Here is a 26,180-nt window from a genome sequence, read left to right as displayed (position 1 = left end):
GTGTGCTCGGCATGCAGTATGCGACGCGCAAGCGGATCGGACAGCTCACCGGCGAGATCTCGGCAGATTCTGCCGTCACCGAATTGGCAAGGCGCTGAGCGCAATTGCGTGGTCGCCGACATCCGACTCCCCCTCCGCCGAGGCGTATCGCGCCGATCGCCAGGGGACCGCCGTGATACCGAAAACGTGATAATCTCCAACGTGATAGATGTTAGCGTGATTATCACTTCAAGGCTACAGTTGCGCTGCAGTTGATGTGTCGTCGTCTTCAGTGAAAGTGGTTGCCGCGGAAGGAGTTTCAGGCGCGTCGACCTGCCGGCGCGTTGACGTCCATGGGTACACGATTGCGCACCGCACGAAAACTGCTGCTGGGGCGGGAAATCGAGCACATGCTCGGCTCCGCCGGTGTCAGCCAGAGCGAGGCCGCCAAGATCATCGAGACCAGCCAGAGCCGCATCGCCATGCTGGTGGTCGGCGCGGGCTCGATCACCGTGGGCGATCTCGAGCGACTGGCCACCGAACTCGGCTTCACCGAGGAGAACTACCTCGAGTCGTTGAAGGAACTGCGTCGCGACAACCACAAGCGCGGATTCTGGAACACCGGGTACCGCCGCGCCTACGTGGAGGACCTGCGCCTGCTCGTGGATCTCGAGGCGCACGCCGGAAAGCTGCGCGTGGCCGAGGCCGAGATCATGCCCGGACTCATCCAGTGCGAGTCCTATATTCGCGCACTACACGACCCCGGCCCCGCCGACGACGTCGATCCGGACGGAGTCACCGTGGAGGATTCGGTGCAGGCTCGGCTCGCACGCCAGCAGATCCTGGTGGCCGCCCATCCGCCGCAGTTCCACGCGATCCTGTCCGAGTCCTGCCTGCGCCGCGAATACGGCGGCCGCGCGGTGATGGTGGAGCAGCTCGAACATCTACTGGCGCTGTCGAAGCGGCCCAACATCCTCATCCAGGTGCTGCCGTTCACGGTCACCACCCGCGGTGCGGGCGCGGAGGACCGCTTCACCCTGATCCGCGTGCCCTCCCCCGGTGCGGCCGGGGATCTGGACATCGCGATCGTCGAAAGTCAGGGCGACATCCGCTATATCGACGACAAGCCGGCCGTCACCGCCCGCGAGGCGGTGTGGTCCCGGCTGTCCGCGGCCGCGCTCTCGGCCTCGGACACCCGCGCGTTCATCGAGCATGTCGCGCGATCGTTCCGCCGCAAATCCTTCACCGGCGCGTAGGCCGCCGGGACAACGCCGTCCGGAAGGAGTCCGCCAGTGATTGATGATGCCTTCGAATCCCGTGAGATCGATGCCACCAAGCCTTCAGCGGCCCGTCTGTACCACTACTATCTGTCCGGCGAGGCCATCTTCGATATCGACAGGGTGTTCGGGGAGCAGGTCTTCCAGGTGCTGCCCTACGCCGACGTGATCGCGCACCATATCCGGGCGTTTCTGCGGCGCAGCACGAAATTCATGGTCGCCCAGGGGATCCGGCAGTTCCTGGATATCGGCTCCGGCCTGCCGACCATCGGCAACACCCACGAGGTCGTCGGCGCGCTGGCCCCCGAGAGCCGGGTGGTCTACGTCGACAACGACCTGGAGGCCGTGACCCGGTCACACGAATTGCTGACCGATCAGGGCGAACTGCACCGCGCCGCGATCATCGAGGGTGATCTGCGGCTGCCGGATGTCGTTCTGGGCCATGCCGATACCCGCCGGCTGCTCGATTTCGACGAGCCGATCGGCCTGCTCATCGTCAGCGTGTGGCCGTTCGTCCCGGACAGCGACCGCCCGCTCGAGATCATGGCCCGCCTGCGCGATGCGCTGCCCGCCGGCAGTTACGTCGCAATGAGCCAGAGCTCGACGTCCGAGATGCCCGCCGAGGCCCAGCAGACGGCGGCGGAGGCGATCGACATCTACGATCAGACCTCGGATCCGGTGACCATGCGCAGCCGGGCGGAGTTCGCCGCCTTCTACGAGGGTTTCGAGCTCGTCGACCCCGGCATCGTCTATCTCCCCGATTGGCGACCGGAAGGCCCGGTCGACCTGGAGGATCCGGCCCGCCCGTGTAATTTCGCCGCGGTTGGCTACAAGGGATAGGTACACCCGGTAGTGCGCGGGAGACCTTCCCGCGTATCTGCATTTTTACCCCGTAGAAAGGGAACATCGATGACGCTGCTACCCACCTTCACCGTGCGCGAATTCCGCAAGGCCACGCGCAGTTCGCCCAACCAGAACTGCGTCCGCATCGCGCGCAAGCAGGGCTGGACGGCGGTCTGGGACGACAAGCGCAGCACCGCCGCGACGACTCCCGCGACGACGCTGCCGGACACCGAGCTGATCCTGCTCACCGATGCCGAATTCGACAGCTACCAAACGGCCGTGCGGGACGGGGACGCCGGCGACGCACCGCTGAGCCTGCAGCGCCGCGGGGACGGCCTGTACGTGTTCAGCCTCGCCGCGGCCCCCACGGCGACCGACACCCGCGTCGAGCTCGTCTTCGATCAGGACGAGATCGACGCCTTCTACGACGGCGTGCGCAACCACGAGTTCGATCACGCCTGATCTCACCCACCCGCCGGTTGCGTGACGTCCGGCGGTTCACCACCCGAATCGATCGCGGTCGTGCGGCATCCGCATGTCGACGACAGCCGTCGCGCGACCGCTCCGTTAAATCTCAGGCCGCCGGATCCAGGCGCACCTTCACCGTGACCCGTCCCTTGTCGTCACGGGTGGCCACGGCGTGGCCCGTTCGATCGCCACCGTGCAGGCGCAGGGTGATGGGGGCGCCCTCACCGAGGAAGTTCCGCCACCAGCTCTTCTTGTCCGGCATGGCGACACCGATGACGATGTCCTCACCGGAGCGGCGGTAGTTGACCGGTGTGCTGAACGTCTTGCCGGAGCGGCGGCCGACGTAGCTGATCTCGACGAAGGCACCGCCCATGCGGCCGCCCAGCGCCGAGGACTTCATCAGGGCCAGTATGCCGTTGTTCATCGTGCGGACCACCGATCCCGCGAATCCGTTTGCCACCGTATCCTCCTCGTCGCCAGATGATCTCGGCGCCAGCCTAATGGCCCCGACGGCCCCGCGCCGCCACCAGTGTTGTGATCACGCAGAGGCAAAGGGTGGTCGCCCGAGCACGGTTCGACGATCGTCGTACGCATGAGCCGCTTCGCATTGGGGATCGAACTCGACGGCGCCGGATACCATCCCGCCGCGTGGCGGCGGTCCGCGGACGAACCCGCGCGGCTGCTGTCCGCACAGACCCTGCAGGCCCGGGTGAGCGCCGCGGAGAACGCCGGATTCACCCTGGCCACCTTCGCCGATTCCATCCTGCCGCCCGCCGCGGGTCCCGCCGGACGGGTGGACGCGCCGACCCGCGCGTCGTTCGTCGCCGCGACGACCAGCACGCTCGGCCTGGTGCCCGCGGTGGCCACCACGTACGCCGAGCCGTTCCACACCGCCTCGGCCCTGGCAACACTGGACTATTCCTCGCGCGGGCGGGCCGGTTGGCTGGCCACCGTCGATCCGGCCGCGGCCGCGGCCTGGGGGCGCCCGCCCCGCACCACCGAACCCGAATTGCGCCGCGAGCACCGCGATTCCATCGAGGTGGCGCGGCGACTGTGGGACTCGTGGGAGGACGACGCGGTGATCCGCGACTGGACCACCGGCCGGTTCCTGGATCGAAACAAACTGCACTACATCGACTTCGAGGGTGAGAGCTTCTCGGTGAAGGGGCCGGCCATCGTGCCGCGGCCGCCGCAGGGCCAGGTCGTCGTATTCAGCGACGGTGTTTTCGGCACCGGGCAGGCCATCCCACCCGAACTCGAATCCGGCACCGGCGCACCATCATTCGGTGCGGCCGATGTAATCCTGGTCAGCGGGCCGGACCCCGAAACCGCCATCGCCGCGGCCGAACGCGCCTCCGGTGCCACACTGGTCTTCGTCGACCTCGAGGTCGCGCTGGATCTCCCCGGCCGGCCCGCGGCGGACAGGCTCGCCGAGCTGAACGCCCATCACCGCGCGGAATCCGGTGCCCGCCTGCACTTCTCGGGGGCACCCGGCGAGTTGATCGCACTGCTCACCAGGCTGTCCCGCCACGTCGACGGCGTGCGCCTGCATCCCGCGGTCATCGACGAGGATCTGCCGATCCTGGCCCGGGCCGTGCTCCCGGCGCTGTTCCGCACCGGCGTCGCCCATCGTCCCATCCCCGGCGGCACGCTGCGGGCGAATCTCGGACTGGACCGCCCGGCCAACCGCTACGCGAAGGACCACATCAGTGAGTGAGGACCGTTTCCCCGACGCGACAATCCATTTCGGCGTCTTCTTCCAGGGCGTCAACCACAGCACGATCTGGTCCGACTCGGCCAGCGGCTCGCAGATCGACTTCGAGACCTTCCGGCGCCTCATCGGTACCGCCGAGCGGGGCCTGTTCGATGCGTTCTTCCTCGGTGAGGGGCTGCGGCTGCGCGAACAGGACGGCAAGATCCTGGATCTCGACATCGCCGGGCGCCCCGACGCGATCACGCAGCTGGCGGCGCTGGCGGGGATCACCCGTCACATCGGCCTGGTCGCCACCCAGAACATCACCTACAACGAGCCCGCCGATCTAGCGCGCCGGCTGGCCGGGCTGGATCTGCTGTCCGGCGGGCGCGCGGGCTGGAACGCCGTCACCACCGACAACGCCTGGACCGGTGCGAATTTCCGCCGCGGCGGCTTCGCCGATCATGCCAAGCGCTACGAACGCGCGGGCGAATTCGTCGCCACCGCACGGGCGATCTGGGACTCCTGGTCCGACACCGCCATCGCCGGATCCCGGCACGGCCGCGACTGGCTCGAACCGAACGCGATCCGCCCCGTGGAGCGCGACACCGAACACTTCCGGGTATCGATCACCCCGACACTGCCGCGCAGCCCACAGGAGCATCCGGTGGTCTTCCAGGCAGGCGACTCCCCCGGCGGCCGCGATTTCGCCGCCGCGCACGCCGAGGTCATATTCTCCCGGCATGGCACGCATTTCGACGATGCGCTGGGATTCGCCGACGACATCCGCGCCCGGCTGCGCGCGGCCGATCGCCCCGAGGACGACATCAAGATCCTGCCCGGCACCCAGATCGTGCTGGCGGAGAAGGAATCCGAGGTGCCGGAGAAGGTGCGCTGGGTACTGGAGAATCAGGTGACCGGGCCCACCGCGCTCTCGCTGGTCGGGCAGATCTGGGGCATCGACCTGTCCGATCGCGACCCCGACGGGCCGCTGCCCACCGAAGACCCTGTGCCCCTGCCGGTTTCGGTGACCCGCGGCACCCCGCGCCACGGCGAGGACCCGGTCGCGATCGCCCGCGCGTGGCGCGAGCTGGCCGAGGCGAAGAACCTCACGCTGCGCCAGGTCGCGATCGAGACCTCACAGCGCACCGGGTTCGCCGGTACCCCCGGGCAGGTCGCCGACGAGCTGACCCGCTGGGTGCGCCGCGGCGCGAGCCACGGCTTCAACATCACGCCCTACCTGGTGCCCACCGGGCTCGACGAGATCGTCGACTGGCTGATTCCCGAACTGCAGGAACGCAATTCGTATCGGACCGAGTACACCGGCAGCACCCTGCGTGAGCATCTCGGGCTGCGGCCCCCACCGACCCGGCGCTGAGCCCCTGCCGCCCCATTCGTCGCAGGGCGCGACCGTATGAAGGCAACCGACCAGTCCTGCGAATTGGCCGATTCGGTTGGCCCCCGGCTGCTTCGCAGGGCACACTCTAGGTAGTCGATGTGCACGGCGAGCCGGATGTGGGGGCATGAGGGAGCGAGCGAATTCCGACACAGCTGGGCGCCCATCGGCGCCACCGAGCTCCCGCCGCGGCGGCAGGAGTGGATAGATGAGAATTCGACCGCGGCAACAGCTTCTGGATCTGTGGCGGGCGGTGCTCGAGTGTTGCCTGCGCGACGACACCTGGATCTGGGGCGGGCGCGACGGATCCAATTCCATCAGCGACGCCGAGCAGCTGCTGTGCCTGCTCTACCCGGCGACCTCGCTGGCCGCGTTCACCCTGGACCAGCCCGACGACATCGCCGAGGACGCGAAGAACGCGCTGTCCCCGTTCGGCAGCGAGACCCGCATCGGCAGCGTGCTGGTCAATCTGATCGAGGCGTACATCGAGCGCTACACCGACCAGGACGACGAGCCGGTCTTCGCGATGGGCAGCTATCTGCGCTCCGAGGAGCGCACGCCCACCGCGGAGGAGCAGTCGGTGGAGATCGTCGATTCGTATTCGATGTCGTTGAGCCTGTGCATCGCCGCGATGCGCTTCCTCAAGGGGTACGAGCGGTCGGTGTCCGGACTGTTGCGCGACGAGCCCAAGCGGCAGTTCACCGAGCGGATGAGCAAGCTGCAGGAGCAGGTCGGCAGCCGGCTCACGGCCGCGATGACGGGCCTGGTGCGCAGCTTCGTCATCCACACCACCGAGCCGGAATCCGAAGCGGGACTGGCGATCCTGCACATGCTCAACCAGGGCGCGGCGCCGACCCCCGAGGTCATCCGGACGCTCTCGGCACAGCTGGAACCGCTGCGGGTGCGGGCGGCCAACGAAATCCGCCTGGCCCAGGCCGAGGTGTTCGACATCGCCAACGACCGGCGGCTGTTCGAATGCGGCTGGGGCTGGGGCGTGGTGCGCACCGCCGCCCCGATCGACATCGTCGACAACCACGTCGGCTCCGCGACCGGGCACGCCGAGCCGCGCCCGTTCCTGTACTTCACGATGGTGGCCCTGGACGGCATCGTGGACCTGAACTCCCAGCGCATCCGCGAACTCGACCTGCTCGACACCACCCAGCGCCAGCTCGCCGACGCGCTGCAGCTGCGCCTGGAGCTGGCCCAAACCTACTGGTCGACCGTGGCCCGCTTCGTCACCGAGCGCTGGCCGCTCGAGGACATCCCGTGGCGCACCTCCGACGGAGAGGAATCGGACTACTTCAGCCTCGTGGTCAGCGCCATCCTGATCCAGGATCTGGTGGCCCGCAAGAGCACCGACGATCTCGAGCGCACCGTGGACGTGCTGGACCAGCTGGCCCGGCGCGGGCGCATCATCAGCCGCCCCACCGTGGACGATCAGGCCGCCCGCCTGCACTATCCGGGCGTGCGCATGCGGCTGGCGGGCAGCGAGGACATCGACGGCGGCCCGCAGTTGTCCTGGTACGTACCCGATTTCGCGACGATGATGCTCAAGCGCACGCTGCAGGCGGTGCGCGTGGTGGTCGACGTGGGCCTGCGCGACCGGCTGATGGCCCTGGCCGAGGCCACCATGGACCACATCGACGGCCGCACGCTGCGCGAGGGTGCCGCGCGCGGCCTGTGGGACGACAGCGGGGTGATGATGGGGCAGGACGGCCCGCCCGATACGGATCGCCCGTCGTGGTTCCTCACCGAACGGGTGATGGAATGCCTGGTCGTCGCCTACGAGACGTTCAGCCTGACCCCGTCCGCGCCGCCGCCCATGATCAACCGCGCGCAGGAGCTGCTGCGTGAGGCGGACGACCTGTTCAACCGGGAACGGCTCGAGGTCAGCGACGAGGACCAGTCGGCCAAGCGCGTCGAGCTGGATCGCATCGAGCAATCGCTCGATCGGGCCCGAATCCTGTTGCGCCGCAGGCCGGGTACCTCGTTCAGTCTGGCCGTGCGGGCGCTCGAGCAGCTGGACGAGTTGGCCAATGCCCGCGAAGACGCGGGGCGGTGAGGACAGCACAGTGCTCGTTTTCTCGACCTCCGACAAGGGCGGCACCGGACGCTCGGTGACCAGCTGCAATCTGGCCTACCGGCTGTGCCTGACCAATCAGTCCGTCGCCTATGTCGACTTCGACTTCGGATCCCCCACGGCCGGTGCGCTGTTCGAGGTCAGTTCCGTGGAACGCGGGGTGGCCCGCGGCGGGGTGCACTCGTATCTGCTCGGCCAGCACGGCACGGTCGCCCGCGTGGACGTGGCCGCGACCACCGACCGCGTCGCCATGCGCCGCGGCCCGCGCCTGAGCCGGTTGATCCTGCTGCCCGGGGATCAGGGCGGCGCGGAGTTCCTCAGCCGCGACGACGCGATCGTGCAGCGCTGCGTGCAGCTGCTGCTGGAGCTCGAGCAGGAGTTCAAGGTCGTCATCGTCGATCTGAGCGCGGGTCGCTCGGCGGCGTTGGAGATCGCCCTGCACGCCACCGCGATGGCGCCGCTGCGCGGCCGTACCGCGCGCTGGCTGGTGTTCCACCGCTGGACCCGCCAGCACATCCTGGCCGCCTCGGGGCTGGTGCACGGCAAGCACGGGCTGCTCGAGATGGGCGAGGCGTACGGGCACGACCGCGAGGAACTGCTCGAGTCGATCCGCTACATCCGCACCGCGGTGCCGGACGCCTCGGCCCATCCGATCGGCCAGCGTCCCGCGCAGGCCGCGTGGCTCGACGAGCAGGACAAGGCGCTGCGGCAGCTGGCCAACAGCAACGAGCTCGGCGCCACCTACATGCTCGGGGCGACCCCGATGGAACCCATTCTGCAGTGGCGCGAACAGATCATTCTCGACGCCGACGTCAACGCCCACATCGCCAACGAGGAGACCGCGCTGGCCTATGCCGAGCTGGCTCGTCGACTGGTCGACAACGCCACCTGGAGAAGGCTGTGATCACATGCTCGAGGGATACAGCGAAGCTACCGAACGACCACGGATCGCACCGGTCCCGTTGTCGCACTTGTCGATCGAGGTGGGGCACTTCACGCTGAAGTCGATCGTCGAGGATCCGGACAGCATCCGCGCGGAGTTCCGCCGCATCGTCCCGCTGGTGGCCGCGTTCACCGAATCCGCACGCATCCAGTTCGAGACCGAGCCGCGGATCAGCACCTGCTACCTGATCGACGACTACTTCCTGGACGACAGCGACACCGCGCGCAATCCGGCGAAAGTCCTTCCGCGCCTGCTGAAGGCGGCCGACGAGGCCGGATTGCGGATCGACTATCTGGCCCGGGAATCCGCGTGCGCGCAGACCTCGATCTTCGCCGACGGGGTGCCGCTGGGCGAGCCGATTCCGGTGGCCGAGATGGTGGCAGCGCGCCTGGTACCCGAACCGGCCCCGGACGACAACGGCGGACGCCCGCCCACCGCCGAATCCGGCTGGCTGTGCAACGGCCGGCGCTCCTCGCTGTCGGAGCCGACGCAGGCGATGCGGCCCCGGACCTATGTGCCACCCAAGGCATTCAGCGAATACGAGCACACCATATTCATCGATGTCGAGCTGTGGAGCCGGGCGGTGGTCGACGGCGCCGAACAGACCCGCTGGTCGTGCCCGTTCCTCGCGGCGGTGTGGCATCTGCTGCGACTGGGGATGCTGCGGCACAACGGCGAACCCGTCGTGGTGCCGCAACCGCACGCGCTGACGGAGCCCGAACCGGCGCCCGAGTGGGACGGCTCCGGCCTGAAAGATGGTGCGAACCTGCCGGATTCGGCCTGGCCGCAGCGCTGGGCCGACGTTCCCCCGGTGATTCAATTGCACAGCGACGCACAGCCGTTCGCGGCCTACCAGACCCTGTCGATGCTGCCCAAGCGCTACATCGAGATCGAGCACGCGGTCCGGGTGATCCTGGACCACCTGGACCTGGACGAGGATGTCACCGACCAGATCGTGACAGCCGGTGCGGCCGAGGGCATTCCGGTGTCCGCGAAGGTCAGCGAGCGGCAGTCGCATCTGCTGTTGGACGGGTCCTAGCGATGCCGTCGCCCGCACCCCTCGTCGTGCTCGGCGAGGTGAGTACCTGCCTGGCCCCGTCGGCGTCCGCCCTGGACCGCACCCACGCCGACGAGTTGCTGGCGCTGATGCCCGGACGCGCGGTGTCCTGGCGCGCCCGCCCGAGCACGCTGGCGGTGTCTCCGACCACCGCGATCGGCGTGGACTGCGATCTCGCGCTGCGGTTGAGTCCGCAGGACAGCGCCGCCTACCGTGCCCGCAACCGACGAGAACGGGATCGGGCGCAGATCGTCGGCACCGTCGGCACCCGGGTCGTGCTGGCCGGCGGCCGGATCCTGCAGTCCTCGGTGCACACCCAGATCGTGCGCAGCGGGGACCGGCGGCGCCAGCCGTGGTCGCACTACGTCAGCCGCAAGGCCGTCACGGAGGTCCTCGACGTCCTTCCAGCGGAACGCGGCACGGCCAGTGCGGCTTTGGCGAAAGGGTATCTGCCCGATCCGGACGACGACGCGGAACTCGGTCCCGCACCCGACACCGGGGACGGTGAGGTGCTGGATCTGGCCTCGATCAGCAGGCGACTGCTGGGGCGGATCCGCACCGATCCCCGGCTGGATCAGTCACCGCCGGTGCAGGCCGGCACCACCCGCCTGCGCTGGACCGCCCTGGTCGGTGGCGCCGCCGGGCCCACGGTGCAGATGCGGCTGGACGAGGACAACGTCCGCACCGTCCGGCTGGTCGTGCGCAAGGAGTCCGACCTCGGTGCGGCGCAACGGTTCTGCGAGGACCTCGCCGCCCACGACTGGCTGCTGACCGTGGTGGCCGACGCGCTGGACGAGGCCGACCGGTTCGGCGCCGGCCAGGACCGCCTGGAAGCCCTGGCACCCCTGGTGCAGCATTTCACCGGCCTGTGGATGCCCGGCGCCCACACCCCCGCCGCGCTGCGTGCGCTGTGGCGCGATCTGCAGTCCGATCCCGGATTCACCCGGCAGTGGACCACGCTGCGCGACCGCCTGCGCGACAACATCTCCATCGCCACGCTGTATGCCTTGCGGCACAAGGAATTCGACCAGAGCTGGTGACTGCCCTAGAGCCGGAACCACTTCCGGACCAGCAGGGCGAAGAAGACCGACATGGACACGGTGCCGGCCCAGGATTCGATCGCGAACAGCGGGCGGGCGGCCGCGTGCAGATGATCGGTGTCGCCGGGGCCCAACGGGTTCAGGAAGCAGGTGGCGGCCATGTAGATCGCCTCGGTGGCCGTGGGGGTACCGGCCAGGGCCAGGCCGAGCACGGCGAACGCGACCAATTGCACGCCCACCCAGCCCAGCAGCCGGAACGGCCGATATCCGTAGCCGCACAGCACATCCGAGAACTGGCCCAGTAGCTTGCGGCCGCCGCGCGGCAGGGACCGAGTGCGGGCTCGGGACAGTGCCAGTCCGCAGCGGTCCTGGGCGTCGTTGTCCTCGATGATCCGGTACAGCGCCGCGGCACGGCGGTAGGCGCGCGCCGCGTGCGCGGGCAGTGCCAGCGCGGACAACTGCGCGGCGAGATCCTCGAATTCCTCTGCCAGCAGGGCGTTCTGGCGGGTGTTCAGACGCAGCGGTCCCCGGAATTGGGCCTCGGCGGCCAGGAACGCCGCGAGCAGCGCGCTGGGCACCCGCCAGCCCTCTTCGTCATCCTCGGGCTTGCGCGCGGCCGAGTAGAGGTTCGCGAAGACGAGTCCCGCGGTTTGCCGGCGTTCGACGGGCGGATTGAAATGGGCCAGCACAGCCTCGACATGACCGTCGAACGTGTCCAGCAATGCCGGTTCGTCGTTGCCCGCGCCATCCACCTCGGGCGCGTATCTCCTTGCCTGCCTGATGATCCAGGTCGATGCCGAGGCAACCCACGGTTCGATATCGTCCATACGCCGAGAGTCTAAGACTGTAATACCAACGGCCGGTAGCGGATTGATCTCGGTCGATCAGGGGGCCGCGGAATCGCCCGAGCGCACCGCGGACAGCCCGGCGCCGCCCTGCAATTTGTATTCGAAGAGGTCGCGCGGCTCTCCGGGACCGAAGTACTGATCGTCGTGTTCGGTGAAGACGAATCCGGCCTGTTTGAACAGGTTCGAGGCCGGGTGGTTGTCGGGGCGCACCGTCAGGTACATCACGTCCGCGCCGATCTCGGCGCAGCTCTCGAGCGCCCGCTCGAGCAGCGCCCGGCCGTAGCCTCGGCCCTGCAGGTGCTTGGCGACCGCGAAGGTGAACAGCAGCGCCCGGCCGCCCTTCTCCAGGGTGAGCGCGTATCCGATGACCGCATTGTCCATTTCGGCGACGAGCCATTCGGATCCGTGCAAATCGAACAGCTGGCGCAGCATCAGGAACAGGTACGGCTCATTGAACACCTCGGCCTCGAGGGCCGCGATGTCGTCCAGGTCTGCGAACCGGGCCCGCCGATACACCGGCCGCGGCACACGCGCATTTTCCATGAGCTCCCTAGCGCCAGGGCGTAAGCCGTCCATTTCCAGCGTAGAACGGTTCCCACACCATGTGTACAACCATCACCAACCGCGCAAGCGTACGTCGCCGACACGCCGAGTAATACCTACACCTGGAGACTCGATCAGTACATCGTCCCACACATCCCGTCCGCTACCGGCGTGTCTTCGCATATCCCGGCGATCCGGCATGCGATCAGTTCGGCATCAATGTGACCTTCACCGACTCGGCGCCGCTCGAGACCAGATCCAGGCCCTTCTGGAACTCCGCGAGCGGGAGCTGATGGGTGCAGATCTTGTTCATCGGCAGCGCGCCGGATTCGAGCATGCGGATCGCGGCGGGCCAGCAGTACGGGCCGAGATGGGCGCCGCGGATGTCGAGCTCCTTGTCGTCGCCGATGATGCTCCAGTCGACCGTTGCGGCACTGCCGAATACGCCGTACTCGAGGTAGGTTCCCTGTTTGCGCAACAGGTTCAGGCCCTGCGGGACCGCCGATGGATGCCCGGAGGCCTCGAGGTAGACGTCCGCGCCGTAGCCATCGGTGAGATCGGCGACGACGGCCGCGGCATCCTGAGCGCGGATGTCGATCACGGTGTCCGCACCGCACTCTCGGGCCACGGCCAGTTTGTCCGGGGCCATGTCGAGCGCGATCACCCGCGCCGGATGCTTGGCCGCGGCCCCGGCGATCATGCCCAGCCCGATCGGCCCGCAGCCCGCGACCACGACGACGTCATCGAAGGTGATCCCGGCCCGTTCGACCGCGTGCAGGGAACACGACAGCGGCTCGGCGAACGCGGCGTGCGGGGCCTCGATCTCACGAGACACCTTGTGCACCAGCGCCTCCGCGGGGAAGACCATGTACTCGGCCATCGCGCCCAGGGTGCGATGCTTGAATCCGTAGACCGCGTTGCGCCGGCACATGTGGTACTGCCCACGCAGGCAGTACCGGCAGCTCCAGCACGGCACGATCTGCTCGGACACCACCCGGTCCCCCGCCGCCACGCCCCAGCGTTCGGAGCCTGCGGCGTCGACTTGCACTATCTCCCCGACGAATTCGTGTCCCGGGATCACCCCCGCCTCCACATACGCCGGACGAGTCTGGTCACCCCAGAACTTGACCGCGCCGTGATAGCACTTCAGATCGCTCGCACAGATCCCCACGGCCTCCACCCGCACCAGCGCCTCCCCCGGCCCGGGGACCGGCACCGGCACCTCCTCGAGCCGGTAATCCTCCGGCCCGCAACAGATCACCGCTTGCATCATCTCCGACATCTCCGACTCCTTCCCACACGCCCCCGATCTCCTACTCGGACAACGCTTTCACACTGCACCGTGACGATTCCGGACGGCATCACGGCAGACTCTCCTCGGTCTCGAGCGCCGCATCCTTCGCCACCGGGGACACCTCCGGGGGCGCGACCCGGAACCCGCGGGTGAGCACCACCAGGTAGACGATGCCGACGCCGAGCCAGCTCAGCCCCAGGACGATCGCGATCCGGTCCAGATTCGTCAGCAGCCACACGTCCACGCCCGCACCGATGAGCGGGGCGACCAGGCCCAGGAGCACCCCGCGTACGCTGCCCAGCGTGCGATTGCGGATCGCCATCGCGATCACGCACAGGTTGACGAAGGTGAACGCGGTGAACGCGCCGAAGTTGATGAACCCGGTCGACTCGCTGACATTCAGCCAGACCGCGATGATCCCGACGACGCCGACCGCGCCGATATTGAACACCGGCGTGTGGAATCCGCGATGCACGAACCCGAATACCCTGCGCGGCAACACGCCGTCGCGCCCCATCGCATAGAGCAGCCGAGAGGCACTGGCCTGCGCGGCGATTCCCGAGGCGAACTGTGTAACGACCAGCCCGGCAAGGAATATCGCGCCGAACAGACGCCCGCCGATCACCTTGGCGATATCGGAGGCGGCGGTGTCGGCGCTGGCGACGTGCACCCCCGGCGCGACCAATTGCGTGGCGTACGAGGCGATCACAAAGATCACCCCGCCGATCACTGTCACCAGCACGATCGCGCGCGGAATGGTCCGCCGCGCATCGGTGGTTTCCTCGGTGAGGGTGGTGATCGCATCGAATCCCAGGAACGAGTACGCCGCGACCGCGGCGCCCGCCGCCACCTTGGATACCGAGGTGCCCCCGTGCCAGAACGGATGGGCCGAGAAGATCGCCCCGAACCCGCCGGCATTGCTCATGTGCCCGAACGACAGCAGCACGAAGAAGACCAGCACCAGCACCTGCATCGCCATCAGCAGCAGATTCACATTCGCGGCCACCTTGATGCCGAGCACGTTCAGCACCGTGGTCAGCACGATGAACAGCAGAATCCACACCCACGCCGGCACGCTCGGGAACTGCCCGTTCAGGTAGGCCGCCCCGATCAGCCAGATCACCATCGGGATGAAGAAGTAGTCCAGCAGCACCGCCCACCCGACCAGGAACCCGACCCGGGAATCGATCGTGCGGCGCGTGTAGGTGTAGGCCGAGCCGGCCACCGGAAACGCCGCCGACAGCCGCCCGTAGCTGATGGCGGTGAACAACATCGCCACCAGTGCGAGCAGATACGCGGTGGGGACCACTCCGCCGGAGTCCTCGTCCAGCACCCCGAACGTGCCGAGCACGATCATCGGCGCCATATATGCCAGGCCGAACAGCACGACCGGTCCCAGCGTGAGGGTCCTGGTCAGATGCGGTGCCGAGGTGTCCATGATCTCCTCCGCAGCGTCGCGAAACGATGGATGCGCCATCCAGCATGGTCCACACCGCACCGGATTCGCGGGAAAAATCCGAATCTCGCGGCGCCGATCGCACCGAAAGATTCGCCCACCGCCCACCGCCCACCGCTCCGGCATGCCCTTCTCCGGCGCCACCTCGGGCGATGCGACGGGGGGGTCACACACCGGCCACGAATCCGGGCACACCCCGATGGGCCCATTGGTTTCTCAGTGGCGGCGGGCCCGAGCGGGGGCGACGGATTCGACGGTGTGGCTATTGTTCAAGCGTGAGAGTCGGTCGGATCGGCGAATTGCTGTATCCCATCACCCATTCCAGAGGCGAGGGCGGGATCGCGCATGATCCGAATCCACCCCGGCCGGAGACCGTGGAAGCTCTTGCGGCCGTGCTTGATCCCGTTGCACTGGGCGACTACTTCTCCAGCAACGCCTTCAAGGCGTCCAAGTCGCGCCGCACCCAGTCGCTGTCCGAGTCGAACCGCTCGTCATCCATGTCGGGCAGCCGAAACAGCGTGAACGCAATCGTCGTTCCGTCGCCGTTGCGCATGGCGCGCACCGGGATGTCCACCACGGTGCCATCCGGAAATCGGACCTGGTGATCAGCCACCCCGTACTCGTTGGGCGGGCTGAACCGAACGAATGCCGTCCCCTCGGGGGCAGCCGCGATCCACTCGCCGGGCCTGGCACCGGCGCTCTGCGAGCCTGGTTCGATGCCGGACGACAAACCAGTCGCCCATCGCGGAAAGTTCCCCGGATCGGCGAGAAAGTCCGCAACATCGTCGAACGATCGCTCTATGTCCACCGCGATAATGCGCACCGGATACATCACCGCACCAAGATACGTCGCCCGCCCGCACGCGACCGTCCTGCGCGCCGCGATTACGACCTCACCACGTCGAGGTTTCGTGCTCGGTCGTAGCGCTGCGGCGGTTCGGCGATTGCGGCCATGGAGGCGGGGAGGGCGTGGCATACGATCTGATGATTGCCCAGGAGGGAGCCCGATGGACAGCCCGATCGAGGTGGTGCGCAGGTTCTGCGCGGCGTGGTCCGACGATGCCGGGGTCGGTGACCTCGCCGCATTCTTCACGGACGACGCGGTCTACCACAACATCCCGATGGCACCGGTCATCGGGAGGGAGGCGATCGCCGACAACATCGCCTCGTTCATCCGCCCTGGCGCGCCAGGCATCATGGGCATCGACTTCCGCATCGTCAACATCGCGGCCAGTGGTCCGGTCGTGATGACCGAGCGAGTGGACGTGTTCACGCTCCCCGACAGGTCTTTCGAGCTCCCGGTCATGGGGACGTTCGAGGTCAGGGACGGCAGGATCACCGCCTGGCGCGACTATTTCGACCTGAACCAGTTCACCAGCCGGATGGGATGACTCGGACCGGCCACCCCGTCCAGGGCCATTGCCCACAGCAGTGAACCGGCGACGAAGACTCCGCCGTAGGCGGCGAGGATGCGCCCGAAGTTGGCATCGGGCTGCAGGGTGGCGACGAACCCGTACACGCCCAGCGCGATGACTCCGGCTCCGATCCAGGCCAAGCCCCGGTGCTCACGCACGCCCTGCCAGATCAGCCACGCCCCGCCGATCTCGGCGACAGCGGCCAGCGCGAAAAGCGTGATGGAACGCAATACGGTCATGACAGCGACCCTAGAAGATCTTGGTCAGCGGGCGGCAGCACAGAGGCATCTGCTCCCGGACCGGCGCTCTCGGAGGATGATCTACCGAAATTCCTTGTAGCCCAGCCTATTCGATGAGATAAATCTCGAAGGCGACACCGGTGGCCGCGCGGCCCGCGACGACGGCGAAGGCGCCCAGCGCGAGCCATCGCAGCTCGTCCGCGGCGACCTGAAAGCGGGCGTCGCCGCGGAATGTGTATTCCGAGGGGTCGACCGGCTCCCCGGCGGCCAGCCGCGCGAGCACCGCAGGCGGACCGTAACGGGTCGCGCGCATCTCCAGGGTCAGGGCGGCCCCCGCCTCGGTGCGCAGGCCGACCCGGAGGTTCCCGATGCTCGAGCCGTCCGGGTGAATCATCTGCCGGTCCCCGCTCATCCCGGGCACGACAGCCCCGGACAGCCCCGAACCGGCGAAAGTGCCCGCGACATGCGGGACGAACCGGCGACGGTTTCCGCCAGAATCCTGGCCGAGGTCGACGGGGGCGCCGAGCTCCGCCTCGATCCGCAGGACCGGCCGCAAAGCCGGGGCAGGCAATGCCGTAGTGACCATCGGAACCTCCGTGTCCAGACGGGTCGCCGGTCGGGTGCGGGGACCCCATCCACTCCCAACCTAGCCGACCAATCAACCTGCCACAGCACTCTGAACAGGCAGTATAGCGACATGACACCTCCCGGCCAGGAGGTACAGACTCCTACACCGGCTGGAATCGCCCGCGTGAAGCTGCGCCAGCTGCGGTACTTCCTCGCCGTCGCCTGCTCGTGGTGCGGTCGGCCGGGGACTGGCGTACCGCGTGGTGGGCCGCCGCGGCGCTGGCCGCGGCACTCGGGGCGGCGTCCTGTTGCGCACGATAACCGTGCCGAAGGGAACGGTCAGCGCCGCGGCATCGATGAACAGGCGACTGAATCGGGTGACGGTCGCCTCCTTCTCCGCCTCCGGGCCGACCATGAATCCCGGTGTGTCACACAGTGACACGATCGGCAGGCCGTGCAGCTGGCACAGCCGCAGAAAGGCGCCGAGCTTGTCGGCCGCGGCCGCGTCGATCGCGCCGCCGAGATGATGGAGTTGCTGTGCCGCCGCCGCTTTCGCTCGCGACGAGCGCGGTAACGCCTGCGATGCGGTCCAGCACCGCGTCCGTGCGCGACCGAACCGGCCCGACCTCTCCCGGGGAGCCGCTACGCCGCAGCCGCTTCCGTCCAGTTCCGCTGCAGGAAGATCGCGACGCGGTCCAGCGCCGCGCCGGCCTCGTCCAGGACCGCCGACATGCCCTGGAAGACGTGCGGCACCTCCGGGGTGACATCCAGTTGCACCGGGACGTTCGCCGACGCCGCGCGGGCGGCGAGGCGGGTCGAATCGTCGAGCAGGATCTCGTCGCCGCCTACCTGGATCAGCAGCGGCGCGAGCCCGGTGAGATCGCCGAACAGCGGACTGATCAGGGGATCGGTGCGGTCGGCGGCGCCCACGTAGCGCTCCGCGCAGACGGCGAGATCGGCCGGGGTCAGCGACGGGTCGATGGCCTTGCGTGAGTTCATGCTGTCAGCACTGTTGGTCATGTCGACCCAGGCCGAGAGCACGACCGCCGCCGCGGGCTGCGGCACCCCGGCCGCCTTGGCCGCCAGCAGCGTGGCCAGCACCAGATTGCCTCCGGCCGATTCGCCCGCGAACGCGATGCGGGCTGCGGGGACCCCGCTGTCCAGCAACGCCCGATAGGCGGCGAGGGCGTCGTCCACCGCGGCCGGGTACTGATGCTCGGGCGCCAGCCGGTAATCGGCCGACACCGCCCGCGCCCGCGCGTGCCGGATCAGCTCCGAGACCAAAGGGGCCGCATCGGAGGCGGATCCGGCGACATAGCCGCCACCGTGGAAGTGCAGCACCACATTCGGGCCGTCGATGCCGTCGATCGTCACCGCGATCGCGGGCACCCCGCCCAGCTCGGTCGGCGCGATCCGCACATCCTCGGGAAGCGGTCTGGAGGTTTGCAATTCGTGGAGTCTCTGCCGCGCCACCGCCAGGTCGCCGCTGAAGTCGAGCTCGTAATCCCGAACCGCCTGATGGACCGCCGCGCGCTGCGCCTTGCTCATAGTGGACTCCTCCTCGTTCCGGGCATCCCGGACTGCGATAACATTCCCAAGAACATGATTCCCGGAAACTAAATTCCTAGGAATCTATATCGAGAATTGTGAGGTAGGACACATGACGGATCGATGGGCGATGTTCGACGATCTGGTTCGCTGCCAGATCGAACTCTGGAACCTGGCCGACGCGCGCCTGCGGGCGGAGCTGGGCACACCCATCATCATCTGCTCGTCGCTGCGGGCGGTCGCGAGCACCACACCGAGCCGGGTTCAGGATGTCGCCGCCGCGCTGGTGATCACCATCGGCGGCGCGAGCAAGGCAGTGGATCGACTGGTGGCCCAGGGGCTGTGCGCGCGGCAAGCGAATCCGGACGATCGCCGGTCATCGATCGTGGCGCTCACCCCGGCGGGCCAGGACCTGCTGCAGCGATCGAATGCCGTGCTGGACAGGATGTTCGGGGAAATCTTCGGCGCCGCCCTGAGCGAGCCGGAACTTGCGCAACTGCACGAGTCGCTGCGCAGGCTGCGCGCCGTACTGCCGCCCACCGCCGCGCACTAGGCGACAGCGGTGGGCGAGTTCCGAATCCGTGCTAGCGGACGGTGACCTTCTCCGTAAACGTCTGCGCCGGAGCCGAACCCGGGCGCACCGAGGACAGCGTGATGGTCGTGGTCCCCGGGGCTGCGGCGGTGAAGGTCCACACCGAGGTCCCGGCCGCCCCGGGCATCGGGTTCGTCCCGCGGAACTGCGGCGCGCCCTCCTGATGCAGCACCCGCTGGTCGACCGGGCTCAGCGCCCAGACATATCCCGAGGACGGGGTGTCCGGCAACGCCACCGCCAGCTCCTGACCGACGGACAGCGTCTGCGACTGCCCGTTCCCATCGGTTCCGACGATGATCGGCTCCGCCACCGGCGTCGCGACCGGCGCGGCCTGCGCCGCCACATTCACGCCGCCGGCCGCCAGGGCCAGACCGACAACAACCATCCGCAAAGGTGTACGCACCACTGTCCTTCCATATGATTCGGGCGCTCACACCATACAGACGATCTTGGACAAACCGCCCGCCGAACTGTCAAACGCGTTACGCACCTGCGGATTCGAACGTCAGTGCCCCCCGTGCGAGGCACGCAGCGCCGCGAGCTCATCCGCGCGCGGGTCCACGTGCACCGCCGACGCCTGGGAGTCGAAGACCTTGACCGCGCGGCGCCCGGCTGTGAAGCGCTCCCAGCCCGGGTCGCCATGGGTGGCGAAATCCACCCAGGCCCGGTGCACCTCGTCGGCCAAGGCCTGCGGCGGGTTCGGGCCGGTCAGGGTCGGCGCGGCCGCGAGCCGGTCGAAGACGAACGGAACCTCGAGCACGTGGCAGGCGCCGAGCCCCTCGATGCCGGAGCGCCAGGCGAATTCGTAGACGTGCGCCGGCTTACCCGCCGCCGCGACGGATTCGGCGATCCGCATGGTGTCGTCGCGGAACGCCGCATCGGTGATGATCACGTTGAACACGTCGGCCGCCGAGGCATCGGGCCGATTGGCCGAATACACCGGGGCCACCGCCGGATCCACGCCGTAGCGGGTCAGCACGGCGGGCAGGTTCTCCGCTGTGATGCCCGCGGCCAGACCGGTGGGCACGGTGAAGAACCGGAACTCCTCCGCGGTGCATCCGACGAGCATCGGCACCGCGCGATCCGGTTGGGCGGCAAGCACATCGCTGGGCAGCGCCGCCACCAGCTCACCGTCGAGCACCGGGAACAGGCTCATGATGCCGAGCCCGTTGCGAATGATCGAGGCGCCCCAGCGCGCCGGATCCGGATCGGTCATCAGGTCCAGCGCCATCGCGTTCTGCGCCTCCCGCAGCCGATCCGGGCCGAGCTCGCCGAATGCGGTCGCGGTCGGGGCGATTCCGGCGTGCCGGGCCACCTCGGTGGCGACCAATTCGGCATCCCGCTCCGTCGCGACGGCAATGCCGTTGCCGCTCTGCATGATCGCGCGGCCGAACAGCCCCCGCGTCACCGCCGAGGCGACCAGCGAGACGACGCTCATACCACCCGCGGACTCCCCGAAGATCGTGACATTGCCCGGATCCCCGCCGAATGTCTCGATGTTCTCCTGCACCCACCGCAGCGCGAACACCTGATCGTGCAGCCCGCGGTTCAGCGGCGCGCCCGGCACCGCCGCGAAGCCGGAGATGCCGAGCCGGTAGTTGATCGATACGACCACGACCCCGTCGCGCGCGAACGCCGCGCCGTCGTAGATCTCCCGGGCATTCGAGCCGCGCACGAAGGCGCCGCCGTGAATCCACACCAGCACCGGCAGCCCGGAGCCCCCGGCGTCGGGGGTCCAGACGTTCACGTTCAGATATTCCTCGCCCGCGATGCCGTCGCTACCGATCAGCGCGTGGATCGGCGCGGGATACGGCGACTGCACGCACGTCGGGCCGTGCTCGAGCGCATCGCGCACCCCGTCCCACTCGGGCACCCGCGCGGGCAGCTCGAATCGCGCGGGGCCCACGGGCGCGGCCGCGTACGGAATCCCGAGAAACGTACTGATCCCGGCTTCGGTGCGACCGCGGACCTTCCCGCCGGTCACGGACACGATGGTCTCCATGGCATCTCCTTCGTCGCCAGCATTGTCCCCGAATCGCGGGTTCACCACACGTTCGAACCGAACAACCGGCACAATGCTCCGGTGTTGCTGATCTATTACCACCTGTTCCTGCTCTTCTTCGAAGCACAGCAAATGCTGAACCAACTCCTCGGCCCGTGAGCGACCGGATTACCCGGCGAGCAGCCGCTCGACCCGGGCAGCACAGAAGGCCGTCACACCGGCCCGTCGCTCCCGTCCGATCGGCCCGCGGTCTGATCTGATAGTCGCCTGAGAACACCGCATGTCGGACACTTTCGTCCGGGGCCCGGCGTTGATATGGATAAGACGCGCGACAAAGAAGGAGTTCGCCATGGCTCTCATCGGAGCAGTCATCGGATATGCGCTGAGCCTGTTCATCCTCGCGCTGCTGGCGCGCATGGTGCTCGACTGGATTCAGATGCTCAGCAGCTCGCCGAGTGCCGAATGGCTGGTGAAGGGCCGCCGCATCGCCCACGCCTGCACCGAACCGGTCATCGCGCCGGTGCGCAAGGTGCTGCCCCCGGTGCGCGCGGGCGGCATGTCCATCGACCTGGCCTTCACGCTGGTCTTCATCCTCGCGCTCATCCTGCGCTCGATCGCGTTCAGCCTCTAGGGCGCCGCTACCCCACCGAGCCGGCCGCAGCCGATCCCGAGTTCTGCTGCGGACCAGGCGAGTACCCGTGCGTACCGGTTCACCCCGCCCGATCCCCCACGGCCCCTTACCGCTCCGGGAACGACTTCACGAACGCAAAACCGATGACCACGGCGGCAACGGCGGAGATGGCCGCGATAATCCACATGAGAAGCCCCTTATTCGACTGTGCACCAAGCGGATTGAACGTACCCCTCCCCGACCCGCCCTGTCCGGAAAACGACGATCGCCGCCCTGTCCGGCTCGCCTTCCCCAGCCCGCCGTACCGCCTCGCCCCTCTAGGCATTCCCGAACTGGAATCTCCGCACCGGAATCTTCGAACTGACATGTTCCAATTCGCATATCTACCTAACAGCGTCGACTACGCCGTCTCCGGAACCCACCCATCGAGCAAACCGGCACCCCGCCCAGAACACTGGACGGGGTGCCGATTCACGACATGGGTTCGGGCACAACGCCCGGACCCGGCTACTTCTTCTTGCGGTCCCGCTTCTCCCGGACGCGGACGGAGATGCGCACCGGCGATCCGTCGAATCCGAACTCCTCACGCAGCCGGCGCTCCAGGAAGCGGCGATAGCCCGCCTCCAGGAATCCGGTGGTGAACAGCACGAACGTGGGCGGCCGAGTGGTCGCCTGGGTCGCGAACAGCACGCGCGGCAGGCGGCCGCCACGCATCGGCGGCGGGGTCGCCGCGACGACCTCCTTCAGCCAGGTGTTCAGCCTGCCGGTCGGGATGCGCTTGTCCCAGGACTCGAGCGCGGTTTCCATTGCGGGAACGAGCTTCTGGACCGCGCGACCGGTGTGGGCGGAGATATTGACCCGCTGCGCCCACGGCACCTGCACCATTTCCCGATCGATCTCGCGCTCGAGCTGATAGCGGCGATCCTCGTCGACCAGGTCCCACTTGTTGTAGGCCAGCACCAGCGCCCGCCCGGTCTCGGCGACCATACTTATCACCCGCAGATCCTGCTCGGTGATCGGCTGCGAGGCGTCGATCAGCATCACCGCGACCTCGGCCGCCTCGATGGCGGACTTGGTGCGCAGCGAGGCGTAGAACTCGGTGCCGCTGGCATTGGCCACCTTGCGGCGCAGGCCCGCGGTATCGACGAAACGCCAAGGCTTACCGCCCAATTCGACCAGCGAATCGACCGGGTCGACGGTGGTGCCCGCAACATCGTGCACCACCGAGCGCTCATCGCCCGAGAGCTTGTTGAGCAGGCTGGACTTGCCGACGTTGGGCTTGCCGACCAGCGCGACCCGGCGCGGCCCCGATCCGGGAGCGGCCACATCCTCGCGCGGCGTCTCCGGCAGCGCCTCGAGCACCGTGTCGAGCAGATCGCCCGTGCCGCGGCCGTGCGCCGCGCTAACCATCCGCGGCTCCCCCAGCCCCAGCGACCACAGCGACGCCGCCTCGGCCTCCAGCTTCTCGCCGTCGACCTTGTTGGCGACCAGAATCACGGGAGTCTTGGAGCGCCGCAACACCCTCACCGCCGCCTCGTCGGTGGCGGTCGGGCCCGTGGTCACGTCGACGACCAGCAGGATCGCATCCGCGGTGCGCATCGCCAGCTCGGCCTGCCGGGCCACCGACTGCTGCAGGCCCTTGGCATCGGGCTCCCAGCCGCCGGTGTCCTGCACCAGGAATCGCCGCCCGGACCAAGTGGCCTCGTACGAGACGCGGTCGCGGGTCACGCCCGGAACGTCCTCGACGACGGCCTCACGCCGGCCCAGAATGCGGTTCACCAGAGTCGATTTGCCGACGTTCGGGCGCCCGACCACGGCCACCGTGGGCATCGGGACGTACTCGTGTACCTGGGCATCGCCCTCGAGATCGGCGATCTCCCAATCGGCTTCGTCGCTCCAGATCCCGTCCGCGGCGTAACCGACGGCCTCGGGAAACACCTCCGTCATCGCCGACCTCCGACCATAATATGCTGCGCCACAACCCGGTACAGCTCGTCAATGGTCTGGTCCCGGGTCAGGTCGCTGGTGTCGACCATGATCGCGTCCTGCGCCGGGCGCAGCGGCGACACCGCGCGGGTGGAATCCAGATTGTCGCGACGCTGTACGTCGGCCAGCACCGCCTCGTAGTCGTCGCCGCGCCCCTCGGCGATGTTCTGCTGGTTGCGCCGGTAGGCGCGCGCCTGCGCCGAGGCGGTCAGATAGATCTTGGCGTCCGCCGCGGTCAGCACTACCGTGCCGATGTCGCGGCCCTCGACCACGATTCGCCCCGCGCCCGCGGAGATTTCGCGTTGCAACGCCACGAGCTGGTCGCGGACCTCGCCCACCGCGGACACCGCCGAGACCGCCTTGGTGACCGCATCGCCGCGGATCTCGCCCGAGACGTCCTCGCCGTCCAGCTCGATCACCTCGTGGCTGGGATCGGTGCCGATGGTCAGCGGCAGCTCCTTGACCGCCACCGCGATCGCGGCCGGATCGGCCAGATCGGCGCCGGCGCGCAGCACGCGCAGCGTCGCCACCCGGTACATCGCACCGGTGTCGAGATACCGCGCGCCCAGCCGTGCGGCCAGTCGTCGCGACACACTGGACTTGCCCGTTCCCGACGGACCGTCCATCGCGATCACCAGCGGCTCCGAATTCGTCATCAGAGCTGGAAGCTCGATCATCTCGGTACCGTTCACCAGTCCGCTGCCCCTCACAGCTCCACCGCCTCGTAGAGCTTTCCGATTTCGTCGCGACCCAGCACGCGCAGGGTGCCGGGCCGTTGGTCGCCGAGTGCGACCGGGCCGATATGGGTGCGCACCAGCGCGGTCACCGGGTGACCGACCGCGTCCAGCAGCCGCCGCACGATGTGCTTACGGCCCTCGTGCAGCACCACCTTCACCAGGGAACGCCCGGCACCGAGCTCGAGCACCTGGAAGTCGTCGACCGAGGCCGGGCCGTCGTCGAGTTCCACGCCCTTGCGCAGGCGCTTGCCGATATCGCGCTGCACCTCGCCGTCCACGGTCGCCAGATACGTCTTGGAGACCTGGAACGAGGGGTGCATCAGCCGATGCGCGAGATCGCCGTCGTTGGTGAGCAGCAGCAGGCCCTCGGTGTCGGCGTCCAGGCGCCCGACGTGGAACAGCCGCTGCCCGGCCATGACGCGCTCGGCGACGATATCGCCCACGCACGGCCGGTTGAATTCGTCGGACATGGTCGACTGGAAGCCCTTGGGCTTGTTCAGTGCCAGGTAGACCTGCTCCTCGCGCACCACGATGCGCACGCCGTCGACGCGCACGACCGCGGTTTCCGGATCGATGCGCAGGCCCTGCTCACGCACGATCGCGCCGTCGACCTCGATGCGGCCCTGCTCGATCAGCTCCTCCGCGACCCGGCGGGAGGCCACGCCGGCCTTGGCCAGCACCTTCTGCAGCCGCTCGCCCTCGCCCCACGGGAGCTTCTTCGGGCCGTCGGCCTCGTGCTCGACGTGCTGATGCTTGGCGGGCTTGGCGAAGCTCACCAGCGTGGGCTGCCGGCGCTGCGGCTGCGGCTTGGGCTTGCGGTTGGGCGCGGGCTGCGGGGTCAGCGGACGCGCGCCGCCGATGCGGCCGGAGGTGTTCCGGCCCGCGATGGAACGGCTGTCGTTACGGCCGGGCAGGGATTCGGGGGCCCGGCCGCGGGACTCGGAGCCGCCGCGACCGGCGAAACCGCGATCGCTCGAGTACCCGCCGCGACCGCCGCGGTCCTGCGAAAAGCCACCGCGCTCAGGCGAATTGCCACCGCGGCCCTGAGAGTAGCCGCCCCGGTTGGTGCCCCGGTCCTGCGAATAACCACCGCGACCGCGATCGTCCGAATACCCGCCGCGACCGCCACGGTCCTGCGAAAAGCCACCGCGCTCAGGCGAATTGCCGCCACGCCCCGCGGAATAGCCACCCCGTCCGGCGCCGCGATCCTGGGAGTAGCCGCCGCGACCGCGATCATCCGAATACCCGCCACGACCGGAGCCGCGATCCTGGGAGAACCCGCCGCGGCTTCCGCGGTCGGAGTAGCCACCGCGATTGGAGCCGCGATGATCCGAGTAACCCCCGCGACCCGAACCGCGCTCCTGCGAATAACCGCCGCGGCTCGAGCTGCGATCGTCCGAATAGCCGCCGCGACCCGAACCGCCCCGACCGGCGCCTCGGTCCTGCGAATAGCCGCCACGACCACGATCGTCGGAGTAACCCCCGCGGCCCGAACCGCGCTCCTGCGAATAACCGCCACGGCGCGACCCACGATCGTCCGCATTCC

Annotated in this window: 25 protein-coding genes and 2 pseudogenes; 12 read left to right on the top strand and 15 right to left on the bottom strand. The window is 68.4% G+C overall.

Annotation, left to right across the window (positions count from 1 at the left end):
* The first annotated feature begins 332 nt into the window (after nt 1-332).
* From KO481_RS30270 to KO481_RS30260, 3 genes are all read left to right on the top strand, one after another.
* Complete coding sequence (locus KO481_RS30270) at nt 333-1,235, top strand: helix-turn-helix domain-containing protein (protein ID WP_215921822.1); 903 nt, start codon at nt 333-335, stop codon at nt 1,233-1,235.
* A gap of 36 nt (nt 1,236-1,271) precedes the next feature.
* Nucleotides 1,272-2,096 (top strand): SAM-dependent methyltransferase, encoded by an 825-nt coding sequence (locus KO481_RS30265; RefSeq protein WP_308166816.1) that lies wholly within the window; start codon nt 1,272-1,274, stop codon nt 2,094-2,096.
* A 69-nt stretch (nt 2,097-2,165) separates the two neighbouring features.
* The gene (locus tag KO481_RS30260; RefSeq protein WP_215921821.1) at nt 2,166-2,561 is read left to right on the top strand and encodes a hypothetical protein; all 396 of its coding nucleotides are present in this window, start codon (nt 2,166-2,168) and stop codon (nt 2,559-2,561) included.
* 112 nt (nt 2,562-2,673) lie between these two features.
* Here KO481_RS30260 and KO481_RS30255 read toward each other — a convergent pair whose 3' ends face one another.
* Nucleotides 2,674-3,027, bottom strand: a complete 354-nt coding sequence (locus tag KO481_RS30255; RefSeq protein ID WP_215921820.1) for a hypothetical protein — start codon at nt 3,025-3,027, stop codon at nt 2,674-2,676.
* Between the two features lie 132 nt (nt 3,028-3,159).
* Between KO481_RS30255 and KO481_RS30250 the strand changes: the two genes are divergently transcribed.
* The 6 genes from KO481_RS30250 to KO481_RS30225 all read left to right on the top strand — a co-directional run bounded on the left by KO481_RS30250 (nt 3,160) and on the right by KO481_RS30225 (nt 10,776).
* Complete coding sequence (locus tag KO481_RS30250; protein ID WP_215921819.1) at nt 3,160-4,284, top strand: LLM class flavin-dependent oxidoreductase; 1,125 nt, start codon at nt 3,160-3,162, stop codon at nt 4,282-4,284.
* On the top strand, nt 4,277-5,638 hold the full coding sequence (locus KO481_RS30245) for an NtaA/DmoA family FMN-dependent monooxygenase (protein ID WP_215921818.1): 1,362 nt from the start codon (nt 4,277-4,279) through the stop codon (nt 5,636-5,638). The genes KO481_RS30250 and KO481_RS30245 overlap by 8 nt, the downstream gene beginning before the upstream one ends.
* A 226-nt stretch (nt 5,639-5,864) precedes the next feature.
* Nucleotides 5,865-7,718 carry an SCO2524 family protein gene (locus KO481_RS30240; RefSeq protein WP_215921817.1) on the top strand — a complete coding sequence of 618 codons (1,854 nt, stop codon included), beginning with the start codon at nt 5,865-5,867 and terminating at the stop codon, nt 7,716-7,718.
* Nucleotides 7,693-8,640 (top strand): SCO2523 family variant P-loop protein, encoded by a 948-nt coding sequence (locus tag KO481_RS30235; RefSeq protein WP_245401693.1) that lies wholly within the window; start codon nt 7,693-7,695, stop codon nt 8,638-8,640. Before KO481_RS30240 ends, KO481_RS30235 begins: the two co-directional genes overlap by 26 nt.
* Nucleotides 8,641-8,644: 4 nt before the next feature.
* The gene (locus KO481_RS30230; protein ID WP_215921816.1) at nt 8,645-9,718 is read left to right on the top strand and encodes an SCO2522 family protein; all 1,074 of its coding nucleotides are present in this window, start codon (nt 8,645-8,647) and stop codon (nt 9,716-9,718) included.
* A 2-nt stretch (nt 9,719-9,720) separates the two neighbouring features.
* A complete protein-coding gene (locus tag KO481_RS30225) occupies nt 9,721-10,776 on the top strand; it encodes an SCO2521 family protein (protein WP_215921814.1) in 1,056 nt (351 codons plus the stop codon).
* 5 nt (nt 10,777-10,781) lie between these two features.
* Here KO481_RS30225 and KO481_RS30220 read toward each other — a convergent pair whose 3' ends face one another.
* From KO481_RS30220 to KO481_RS30200, 5 genes are all read right to left on the bottom strand, one after another.
* A complete protein-coding gene (locus tag KO481_RS30220) occupies nt 10,782-11,603 on the bottom strand; it encodes a hypothetical protein (RefSeq protein ID WP_215921812.1) in 822 nt (273 codons plus the stop codon).
* A 57-nt stretch (nt 11,604-11,660) separates the two neighbouring features.
* Complete coding sequence (locus tag KO481_RS30215) at nt 11,661-12,167, bottom strand: GNAT family N-acetyltransferase (RefSeq protein WP_215921810.1); 507 nt, start codon at nt 12,165-12,167, stop codon at nt 11,661-11,663.
* 205 nt (nt 12,168-12,372) lie between these two features.
* Nucleotides 12,373-13,449, bottom strand: a complete 1,077-nt coding sequence (locus KO481_RS30210; protein ID WP_245401692.1) for an alcohol dehydrogenase catalytic domain-containing protein — start codon at nt 13,447-13,449, stop codon at nt 12,373-12,375.
* A gap of 79 nt (nt 13,450-13,528) precedes the next feature.
* Entirely contained in the window at nt 13,529-14,899 is a 1,371-nt protein-coding gene (locus KO481_RS30205; RefSeq protein ID WP_215921808.1) for an APC family permease, read from the bottom strand.
* Between the two features lie 436 nt (nt 14,900-15,335).
* Complete coding sequence (locus tag KO481_RS30200; RefSeq protein ID WP_215922070.1) at nt 15,336-15,749, bottom strand: SRPBCC family protein; 414 nt, start codon at nt 15,747-15,749, stop codon at nt 15,336-15,338.
* 175 nt (nt 15,750-15,924) lie between these two features.
* Between KO481_RS30200 and KO481_RS30195 the strand changes: the two genes are divergently transcribed.
* A complete protein-coding gene (locus KO481_RS30195) occupies nt 15,925-16,308 on the top strand; it encodes a limonene-1,2-epoxide hydrolase family protein (RefSeq protein WP_215921806.1) in 384 nt (127 codons plus the stop codon).
* 14 nt (nt 16,309-16,322) lie between these two features.
* On the opposite strand, the pseudogene KO481_RS30190 reads toward KO481_RS30195, so the two are convergent.
* The 4 genes and pseudogenes from KO481_RS30190 to KO481_RS30175 form a co-directional block, all read right to left on the bottom strand.
* Nucleotides 16,323-16,571: pseudogene (locus tag KO481_RS30190) on the bottom strand (YnfA family protein); the annotation flags it as partial.
* Between the two features lie 106 nt (nt 16,572-16,677).
* Entirely contained in the window at nt 16,678-17,157 is a 480-nt protein-coding gene (locus KO481_RS30185; protein WP_215921804.1) for a DUF3237 family protein, read from the bottom strand.
* Between the two features lie 291 nt (nt 17,158-17,448).
* Nucleotides 17,449-17,679 (bottom strand): annotated as a pseudogene (locus tag KO481_RS30180) (carboxyl transferase domain-containing protein); the annotation flags it as partial.
* A gap of 101 nt (nt 17,680-17,780) precedes the next feature.
* A complete protein-coding gene (locus tag KO481_RS30175; protein WP_215921803.1) occupies nt 17,781-18,686 on the bottom strand; it encodes an alpha/beta hydrolase in 906 nt (301 codons plus the stop codon).
* 112 nt (nt 18,687-18,798) lie between these two features.
* On the opposite strand from KO481_RS30175, the gene KO481_RS30170 reads away from it, so the two are divergent.
* Nucleotides 18,799-19,239 carry a MarR family winged helix-turn-helix transcriptional regulator gene (locus KO481_RS30170; RefSeq protein WP_215921802.1) on the top strand — a complete coding sequence of 147 codons (441 nt, stop codon included), beginning with the start codon at nt 18,799-18,801 and terminating at the stop codon, nt 19,237-19,239.
* 31 nt (nt 19,240-19,270) lie between these two features.
* Here the strand turns inward: KO481_RS30170 and KO481_RS44100 are convergent, their stop codons facing one another.
* Together KO481_RS44100 and KO481_RS30160 are read right to left on the bottom strand one after the other, a co-directional pair.
* A complete protein-coding gene (locus KO481_RS44100) occupies nt 19,271-19,663 on the bottom strand; it encodes a protease inhibitor I42 family protein (protein WP_215921801.1) in 393 nt (130 codons plus the stop codon).
* 120 nt (nt 19,664-19,783) lie between these two features.
* Complete coding sequence (locus KO481_RS30160; protein WP_215921800.1) at nt 19,784-21,280, bottom strand: carboxylesterase/lipase family protein; 1,497 nt, start codon at nt 21,278-21,280, stop codon at nt 19,784-19,786.
* 349 nt (nt 21,281-21,629) lie between these two features.
* On the opposite strand from KO481_RS30160, the gene KO481_RS30155 reads away from it, so the two are divergent.
* Entirely contained in the window at nt 21,630-21,911 is a 282-nt protein-coding gene (locus KO481_RS30155; protein ID WP_215921798.1) for a YggT family protein, read from the top strand.
* Nucleotides 21,912-22,418: 507 nt separating this feature from the next.
* On the opposite strand, the gene der is transcribed toward KO481_RS30155, so the two are convergent.
* From der to KO481_RS43445, 3 genes are read right to left on the bottom strand one after another with little or no spacing between them, the layout of a single operon-like run.
* Entirely contained in the window at nt 22,419-23,858 is a 1,440-nt protein-coding gene (gene der, locus KO481_RS30150) for a ribosome biogenesis GTPase Der (RefSeq protein ID WP_215921796.1), read from the bottom strand.
* On the bottom strand, nt 23,855-24,553 hold the full coding sequence (cmk, locus tag KO481_RS30145; protein ID WP_215922069.1) for a (d)CMP kinase: 699 nt from the start codon (nt 24,551-24,553) through the stop codon (nt 23,855-23,857). Before cmk ends, der begins: the two co-directional genes overlap by 4 nt.
* A 50-nt stretch (nt 24,554-24,603) precedes the next feature.
* Complete coding sequence (locus tag KO481_RS43445) at nt 24,604-25,410, bottom strand: pseudouridine synthase (RefSeq protein ID WP_372452150.1); 807 nt, start codon at nt 25,408-25,410, stop codon at nt 24,604-24,606.
* Nucleotides 25,411-26,180: the final 770 nt, after the last annotated feature.

Origin of the sequence: Nocardia albiluteola (assembly GCF_018860155.1) — a bacterium.
Taxonomy (GTDB): Bacteria; Actinomycetota; Actinomycetes; order Mycobacteriales; family Mycobacteriaceae; genus Nocardia; species Nocardia albiluteola.
This window is presented reverse-complemented; position numbering and strand designations above follow the sequence as displayed.

Bases quoted from the DNA above. Each gene is read 5' to 3' on its own strand.
- KO481_RS30270 (WP_215921822.1), top strand. From the start codon at position 333: ATGGGTACACGATTGCGCACCGCACGAAAACTGCTGCTGGGGCGGGAA.
- KO481_RS30260 (WP_215921821.1), top strand. From the start codon at position 2,166: ATGACGCTGCTACCCACCTTCACCGTGCGCGAATTCCGCAAGGCCACG.
- KO481_RS30250 (WP_215921819.1), top strand. From the start codon at position 3,160: ATGAGCCGCTTCGCATTGGGGATCGAACTCGACGGCGCCGGATACCAT.
- KO481_RS30240 (WP_215921817.1), top strand. From the start codon at position 5,865: ATGAGAATTCGACCGCGGCAACAGCTTCTGGATCTGTGGCGGGCGGTG.
- KO481_RS30235 (WP_245401693.1), top strand. From the start codon at position 7,693: ATGCCCGCGAAGACGCGGGGCGGTGAGGACAGCACAGTGCTCGTTTTC.
- KO481_RS30230 (WP_215921816.1), top strand. From the start codon at position 8,645: ATGCTCGAGGGATACAGCGAAGCTACCGAACGACCACGGATCGCACCG.
- KO481_RS30225 (WP_215921814.1), top strand. From the start codon at position 9,721: ATGCCGTCGCCCGCACCCCTCGTCGTGCTCGGCGAGGTGAGTACCTGC.
- KO481_RS30220 (WP_215921812.1), bottom strand. From the start codon at position 11,603: ATGGACGATATCGAACCGTGGGTTGCCTCGGCATCGACCTGGATCATC.
- KO481_RS30215 (WP_215921810.1), bottom strand. From the start codon at position 12,167: ATGGAAAATGCGCGTGTGCCGCGGCCGGTGTATCGGCGGGCCCGGTTC.
- KO481_RS30210 (WP_245401692.1), bottom strand. From the start codon at position 13,449: ATGTCGGAGATGATGCAAGCGGTGATCTGTTGCGGGCCGGAGGATTAC.
- KO481_RS30205 (WP_215921808.1), bottom strand. From the start codon at position 14,899: ATGGACACCTCGGCACCGCATCTGACCAGGACCCTCACGCTGGGACCG.
- KO481_RS30200 (WP_215922070.1), bottom strand. From the start codon at position 15,749: ATGTATCCGGTGCGCATTATCGCGGTGGACATAGAGCGATCGTTCGAC.
- KO481_RS30195 (WP_215921806.1), top strand. From the start codon at position 15,925: ATGGACAGCCCGATCGAGGTGGTGCGCAGGTTCTGCGCGGCGTGGTCC.
- KO481_RS30185 (WP_215921804.1), bottom strand. From the start codon at position 17,157: ATGGTCACTACGGCATTGCCTGCCCCGGCTTTGCGGCCGGTCCTGCGG.
- KO481_RS30175 (WP_215921803.1), bottom strand. From the start codon at position 18,686: ATGAGCAAGGCGCAGCGCGCGGCGGTCCATCAGGCGGTTCGGGATTAC.
- KO481_RS30170 (WP_215921802.1), top strand. From the start codon at position 18,799: ATGACGGATCGATGGGCGATGTTCGACGATCTGGTTCGCTGCCAGATC.
- KO481_RS44100 (WP_215921801.1), bottom strand. From the start codon at position 19,663: ATGGTTGTTGTCGGTCTGGCCCTGGCGGCCGGCGGCGTGAATGTGGCG.
- KO481_RS30160 (WP_215921800.1), bottom strand. From the start codon at position 21,280: ATGGAGACCATCGTGTCCGTGACCGGCGGGAAGGTCCGCGGTCGCACC.
- KO481_RS30155 (WP_215921798.1), top strand. From the start codon at position 21,630: ATGGCTCTCATCGGAGCAGTCATCGGATATGCGCTGAGCCTGTTCATC.
- der (WP_215921796.1), bottom strand. From the start codon at position 23,858: ATGACGGAGGTGTTTCCCGAGGCCGTCGGTTACGCCGCGGACGGGATC.
- cmk (WP_215922069.1), bottom strand. From the start codon at position 24,553: ATGACGAATTCGGAGCCGCTGGTGATCGCGATGGACGGTCCGTCGGGA.